Raw genomic sequence first — 6,334 nt, 5'->3', positions numbered from 1 at the left:
ACGCGCTATTCGAAGCTCGACCAGATCAATGCCAGCAACGTTAAGCAGCTGCAGGTGGCCTGGACGTTCTCGACCGGTGTCCTGCGCGGCCACGAAGGCTCGCCGCTCGTCATCGGCAACATGATGTACGTGCACACCCCCTTCCCGAACATCGTCTACGCCCTGGACCTCGACAAGGACGGCGTGATCGTCTGGAAGTACGAGCCCAAGCAGGACCCGAGCGTCATCCCGGTGATGTGCTGTGACACGGTCAACCGTGGTCTCGCCTATGCCGACGGCGCGATCATCCTGCACCAGGCCGACACCACCGTCGTCTCGCTCGACGCCAAGTCCGGCAAGGTGAACTGGTCCGTCGTCAACGGCGACCCCAAGAAGGGTGAGACCAACACCGCGACGGTTCTGCCGGTCAAGGACAAGATCATCGTCGGCATCTCCGGCGGCGAGTTCGGCGTGAACTGCCACGTCACCGCCTACGACTCGAAGTCGGGCAAGAAGGTGTGGCGCGGCTACTCCCAGGGCCCCGACGCCGACATGATCATGGACCCGGAGAAGACGACGTCTCTCGGCAAGCCGGTCGGCAAGGATTCCTCGCTGAAGACCTGGGAAGGCGATCAGTGGAAGACGGGCGGCGGCTGCACCTGGGGCTGGTTCTCCTACGATCCCAAGCTCGACCTGATGTATTACGGCTCGGGCAACCCCTCGACCTGGAACCCCAAGCAGCGTCCGGGCGACAACAAGTGGTCGATGACCATCTGGGCACGTAACCCCGACACGGGTGCGGCCAAGTGGGTCTACCAGATGACCCCGCACGACGAGTGGGACTACGACGGCATCAACGAGATGATCCTCACGGATCAGAAGATCGATGGTAAGGATCGTCCGCTCCTCACCCACTTCGATCGTAACGGCTTCGGCTACACCCTCGATCGCGCCACCGGCGAGCTCCTGGTCGCCGAGAAGTTCGATCCGGTGGTGAACTGGGCTTCCAAGGTCGACATGGACAAGGGCTCCAAGACCTACGGTCGNCGCGCCACCGGCGAGCTCCTGGTCGCCGAGAAGTTCGATCCGGTGGTGAACTGGGCTTCCAAGGTCGACATGGACAAGGGCTCCAAGACCTACGGTCGTCCCCTGGTCGATCCGCGCTACTCGCCGGAAGCCAAGGGCGAGGACGAGACCACCGTGGGGATCTGCCCCGGTGCCATCGGCGCCAAGAACGAGCAGCCCGCCGCCTATTCGCCCGACACGCACCTGTTCTACGTGCCTACCAACCACATCTGCATGAGCTGCGAGCCGTTCCAGGTGAGCTACACCCCCGGCATTCCCTATGTCGGCGCCACCGTCACGCTCCAGCCGCATGAGAGCGGTCCGGAGACCGGGCGTTTCATCGCCTGGGACGGCACCGGGGGAAAGATCGTCTGGTCGAACACCGAGCCGTTCTCGGTCTGGTCAGGCGCCCTCGCCACGGCCGGCGACGTGGTGTTCTACGGAACGCTGGAAGGATACCTGAAGGCCGTCGATGCGCGCACGGGCCGCGAACTCTACCGGTTCAAGACGCCGTCGGGCATCATCGGCAACGTGACGACCTACCTCCATCGCGGTAGGCAATACGTCGCCGTGCTCTCGGGCGTCGGCGGCTGGGCAGGGATCGGGCTCGCCGCTGGCCTCACCGATCCGGCGGACGGAGCCGGCGCGGTGGGCGGCTATGCCGGCCTGTCGCGATACACGGCGCTGGGCGGCCAGCTCACTGTCTTCGCCCTGCCCGAATCGCGGGGCTGACGTCTCACGAGACGCTCGTCACGCCCTCGCGTGCCCGGAGCGCGGTCACGATCTCGTCGAAGCTCTTATCCGGGATATGCACGTAGGACACCTCGATCGTATCGATGCCGTCCTCCTCCGTCGGCTGCGCCACGAATTGTACGAGGCGGGAGGCGAAGGGACCGGACATCGTTCGCAGGGACTCGATGGTGATCACCCCGCGCTTGGCCGTGATGGTGAGGGTCCGCGTCTGCGCCCGCTCGCGGTAGCGCTTCTCCAGGGGCTTCATCCCAGCGAGGATCAGCAGCACGATGACGGTCGTGGCGGTCGCCGCCACATAGAGGCCGGTTCCCGCAGCGAGGCCGATGGCGGCCACGGCCCAGAGCCCGGCCGCAGTGGTGAGACCCTTCACCATCTCCCCGCGCAGCATGATCGTACCGGCGCCGAGGAAGCCGATGCCGGAAACGACCTGCGCCGCCATGCGGGAGGGATCGAGGTTGACGTTCGGGGTGCCGAGGATGTCGGAAAAGCCGAAGGCCGAGACGATGACGATCAGGCAGGAGCCGACGCAGACGAGCATATGCGTCCGCATACCCGCCGCCCAGACGTGGCGCTCACGCTCGAAACCCACGGCGCTGCCGAGCAGCGCCGCGAGGAGGAGACGGCCCAGGATCTCGAAATTGCCGATCACGCGCTGTCCATCCGCTCAGAGCCAGTCGGTCGCTCCTAAGCAGAGACGCGGACGGCGACAATCCTGCCGCCGTCCCTATTCACCTGTCGAAAGACCTATTTGTCGGGCTTCTCGGAAATGATGGCGCCGGTCTTCGGATCGGCGTGGAATTCCATCTTCACACCGTTCTTCATGCCCTCGCCCTCCCAATGGCCGTCATCCGCCTCAAACTCGGTGATGTCGGTATAGCCGGCCGCCATCAGCTTCTGCTTGACCTGCTCGGCCGGCATCCAGTCCGCGCCGGGCTTGTCCGCAAGGGCAATGCCGGTGGATCCGGCGGTCAGGAGAAGTGCGAGGAGTGCGGGTTTCAGGGCTCTCATGGGTTCCTCCGGGGTTTCTTCTGTGCGGTTTTGTTTGCCGTCTAAGGGCAAACACCCACACGGGTTTTCCGGTTCCGGAGAAGAATCGCCAGAGAGATGGATCACCCGAAGAAGGAATCACCTGAGGGAGGCGGCGATGGCCTGCTGGATGCCGAGGATGTCGGCGCCGCGCTTGAGCGTCTTCCGGATCGGCTCGGGCCTTCCCGAGACCCAGATCGCCAATTCCGAATCGAAGTCGAAACTGCCCGCCGTCTCCACCGAGAAACAGGTGATCGCCCGGTAGGGCACGGTCATGTAGGTGACCTTGCGCCCGGTCATGCCCTGCTTGTCCACCAGGATCAGCCGCCGGTCGGTGAAGACGATGAGGTCGCGGATCACCCGGAACGCCACCTGCACCGTCTCGCCCTGGGTGAGAACGCCGCCGAGCGCCTCGTGCACCTCCTGCGGGGAGAGGTCGCTGCCATGGCCGAAGAGCCCGTCGAGAATTCCCATTGCGCCGCCTATCCCGAAAATGCCGCCTGACCCCTATCTAGGGACGAAACGGCCGTGCGCATCGGCTGCCGGTCGTCCTTCGTCGCGGGACGCGCCTGCCGTCCGGAGTTACCTGATGTCCGCCAAAGTACCTGTTCCCCTTCGCCTCGGCGTGAACATCGACCACGTCGCCACCGTGCGTAACGCTCGCGGCGGCATCCATCCCGATCCCGTCGCTGCCGCCCTACTGGCCGTCGAAGCCGGGGCGGACGGCATCACCGCGCATCTACGCGAGGACCGCCGGCATATCCGCGACACCGATATCGAGGCGCTGATGGCGCGGCTCTCGGTGCCGCTCAATTTCGAGATGGCGGCCACCGACGAGATGGTGGGGATCGCCACCCGCCTGCGGCCGCACGCCTCCTGCCTCGTTCCAGAGAAGCGCGAAGAGCGCACCACCGAGGGCGGCCTCGACATCGTCGGACAGGCGGCCCATCTCGCGCCCCGGATCGCCGCCCTGTCGAGTGCCGGGATCCGCGTCTCGCTCTTCGTCGAGCCCGACGAGGCGGTGATGGACGCGGCGCTCCGCCTGGAGGCGCCGGTGGTCGAGCTTCATACGGGAAGCTATTGCGAAGCGGTCGCCGAGGGCGACGGCGCACGGGTCGCGCATGAGCTCGCCCGCATCGCGCGGGCCGCCGCCTATGGCTCCGGAATCGGCCTCGAAGTCCATGCGGGCCATGGTCTCGCTCTCGACAGCGTCGGTCCGGTGGCGGCGCTGCCGCAACTCGCCGAACTCAATATCGGCCACTCGCTCATCGGCGAGGCGATCTTTCACGGGCTGGCTCAGGCGATCCGCGACATGCGCGCCGCCATGGGTCGGGCCCGGACGGGGATCACGGCATGATCGTCGGCATCGGCTCGGACCTCTGCGACATCCGCCGGATCGAACGGTCCCTCGAGCGCTACGGCGAGCGCTTCACTCATCGGGTCTATACCGATGGCGAGCGCGCCAAGTCGGATCGTCGCGCCGCCCGCGCCCCGTCCTATGCGAGGCGCTTCGCCGCCAAGGAGGCCTGTGCCAAGGCACTCGGCACCGGCATGAGCCACGGTGTTTTCTGGCGCGACATGGAGGTGGTGAGCCTGCCGGGAGGGGCACCGACCCTGCGCCTCACCGGGGGCGCGGCGGAGCGTCTGCGGGCGCTGATTCCCGCCGGGCACACGGCCAAGATCCACGTGACGCTCACCGACGATCCGCCCATGGCGCAAGCATTCGTGATCATCGAGGCCTTGCCCTCCTCGCTGCCGTCCCCGATGGCGGATGCTGAGCCGGCCACTGCTCGCGTTGCGGCTCCCGACGGCATGGTCTAGACCGCCGGTCATCACCGACAGTCGATCGGGTTCGCGCGTCGAGCCGGAGATTGCAGACAGATGGAACGAGCGCGCGTGGATCACCAGACGAAGCGAGACCTGAGGGCGGCCGATACGGGCGCCTGGGCGAGCATCAAGGAGACGGTCAAGGTCGGCGTCCAGGCGCTGCTGATCGCCCTCGTTGTGCGCACGCTGCTCTTCCAGCCATTCAACATTCCTTCGGGATCGCTGGTTCCGACGCTTCTCGTGGGCGACTACCTGTTCGTGTCCAAGTACTCCTACGGATATTCGAAGTACTCGCTACCCTTGAGCGAGTACCTGCCGTTCAAGGCCGATGGCCGGATCTGGGCGGCGGAGCCCAAGCGCGGCGACATCGCCGTATTCAAACTGCCGAAGGACAATGCCACCGACTACATCAAGCGCGTCATCGGCCTGCCCGGCGACAAGATCCAGATGAAGGCCGGCATTCTCTACATCAACGACGTGGCAGTGAAGCGTGAGCGCATCGCCCCCTACGAGACCACCGGTCCGTACGGCGAGGAAACGAAGGTCGAGCAATATACCGAGACCCTGCCGAATGGCGTGGTGCATCAGGTGATCGAGCGCGAGGGCGATAACGGCTACTGGGACAACACCGAGCCCTATCTCGTGCCGCCCGGCCGTTACTTCATGATGGGCGACAACCGCGACAATTCCACGGATTCGCGCGACCTCGCCAATGTCGGCTTCGTCCCGTTCGAGAATTTCGTCGGCCGCGCCGAGATGATCTTCTTCTCCATCGACGAGGGCACCCCGGCCTGGCAGATTTGGCAATGGCCGGCGAAGGTGCGGTGGGGCCGCATCTTCAGCAGCATCCATTAGGACGATCGACCGTGAGTGAGGAGACGCGTCCTTCCAGCCGGGCGCGTCGCGCACCGCGACCCAAGCCCGGCCTGAACGTGCTCGAAGAGCGGATCGGCCACGTCTTCGCCGACCGTAGCCTTCTGTCGCTGGCCCTGACCCATGTCAGCAAGGCCGGCGGTGGCGGACGGGTGGGAAGCTACCAGCGCCTCGAATTTCTCGGAGACCGGGTGCTCGGCCTCGCCATTGCGGACCTCCTCTACGAAGCCTTCCCGCAGGCCGATGAAGGCGACCTGTCGCGGCGTCTCGCCGGGCTCGTGCGCCGGGAGACCTGTGCCTCGGTCGCCACGGCCTGGGATGTCGGACCCCATCTCGCCCTCGGCCCGGGGGAGATCCAGAGCGGCGGCCGCCGCAACCAGACGATCCTGGCCGATGCCTGCGAATCGATCCTCGGCGCGGTCTTCCTCGACGCCGGATACGAGACGGCGAAGGCCATCGTGGCCACGGCTTTCGCGCCCGGCACCGACACGGCGGCACCGCGCGGACGTGACGCGAAATCCGCCTTGCAGGAATGGGCGATGGGGCGCGCCCTGCCGATCCCGGTCTACGACGTCGTGGAGCGGTCCGGCCCGGACCACGCCCCCGTCTTCAGGATCGCCGCGCGTGTCGAGGGCCTCGAGCCCGGATACGGCACCGGCCCCTCGAAACGCCTCGCCGAGCAGGAGGCCGCCCGCCTCGTGCTCGAGCGCGAGGTTCACGGCACGGGCCCTCAGGCCGGCGTCACCCCACGGAACGGAATGGAGACGTCGGCGGACGTCGGTGAAGAAAGCGACTCCGATGCCTGACGACC

8 protein-coding genes and 1 pseudogene are annotated in these 6,334 nt (G+C 66.2%); 6 read left to right on the top strand and 3 right to left on the bottom strand.

Going from position 1 to position 6,334, the window contains the following annotated elements; translation table 11 throughout:
- Both ASF32_RS26665 and ASF32_RS26660 read left to right on the top strand, forming a co-directional pair.
- Positions 1-1,025 (top strand): annotated as a pseudogene (locus ASF32_RS26665) (PQQ-dependent dehydrogenase, methanol/ethanol family); the annotation flags it as partial.
- Position 1,026: 1 nt separating this feature from the next.
- Positions 1,027-1,776: PQQ-binding-like beta-propeller repeat protein (locus ASF32_RS26660; RefSeq protein WP_244483678.1), on the top strand; the 750-nt coding region annotated here is incomplete at its 5' end.
- A 4-nt stretch (positions 1,777-1,780) separates the two neighbouring features.
- Here ASF32_RS26660 and ASF32_RS18280 read toward each other — a convergent pair.
- The 3 genes from ASF32_RS18280 to ASF32_RS18270 all read right to left on the bottom strand — a co-directional run bounded on the left by ASF32_RS18280 (position 1,781) and on the right by ASF32_RS18270 (position 3,297).
- Positions 1,781-2,446, bottom strand: coding sequence for an MgtC/SapB family protein (locus ASF32_RS18280; protein ID WP_082469942.1), 666 nt, complete (start codon positions 2,444-2,446; stop codon positions 1,781-1,783).
- Positions 2,447-2,541: 95 nt separating this feature from the next.
- On the bottom strand, positions 2,542-2,805 hold the full coding sequence (locus tag ASF32_RS18275) for a PepSY domain-containing protein (protein WP_156467875.1): 264 nt from the start codon (positions 2,803-2,805) through the stop codon (positions 2,542-2,544).
- A gap of 117 nt (positions 2,806-2,922) precedes the next feature.
- Positions 2,923-3,297 (bottom strand): PH domain-containing protein, encoded by a 375-nt coding sequence (locus tag ASF32_RS18270; RefSeq protein ID WP_056431548.1) that lies wholly within the window; start codon positions 3,295-3,297, stop codon positions 2,923-2,925.
- 115 nt (positions 3,298-3,412) lie between these two features.
- Between ASF32_RS18270 and ASF32_RS18265 the strand changes: the two genes are divergently transcribed.
- Genes ASF32_RS18265 through rnc form a run of 4 tightly spaced genes read left to right on the top strand, consistent with a single transcriptional unit; the run spans position 3,413 to position 6,329 of the window.
- Complete coding sequence (locus ASF32_RS18265; protein ID WP_056431545.1) at positions 3,413-4,180, top strand: pyridoxine 5'-phosphate synthase; 768 nt, start codon at positions 3,413-3,415, stop codon at positions 4,178-4,180.
- Complete coding sequence (gene acpS, locus ASF32_RS18260) at positions 4,177-4,644, top strand: holo-ACP synthase (RefSeq protein WP_056431542.1); 468 nt, start codon at positions 4,177-4,179, stop codon at positions 4,642-4,644. The genes ASF32_RS18265 and acpS overlap by 4 nt, the downstream gene beginning before the upstream one ends.
- A 60-nt stretch (positions 4,645-4,704) precedes the next feature.
- The gene (gene lepB / locus ASF32_RS18255; RefSeq protein ID WP_056431539.1) at positions 4,705-5,505 is read left to right on the top strand and encodes a signal peptidase I; all 801 of its coding nucleotides are present in this window, start codon (positions 4,705-4,707) and stop codon (positions 5,503-5,505) included.
- A gap of 11 nt (positions 5,506-5,516) precedes the next feature.
- Complete coding sequence (gene rnc, locus ASF32_RS18250; RefSeq protein WP_056431536.1) at positions 5,517-6,329, top strand: ribonuclease III; 813 nt, start codon at positions 5,517-5,519, stop codon at positions 6,327-6,329.
- Positions 6,330-6,334 lie beyond the last annotated feature (5 nt).

Source organism: Methylobacterium sp. Leaf91 (genome assembly GCF_001422815.1).
Classification (GTDB): domain Bacteria; phylum Pseudomonadota; class Alphaproteobacteria; order Rhizobiales; family Beijerinckiaceae; genus Methylobacterium.
Note: the sequence above shows the minus strand (reverse complement) of the source record. Positions and strands in the feature narration are given on the sequence as shown.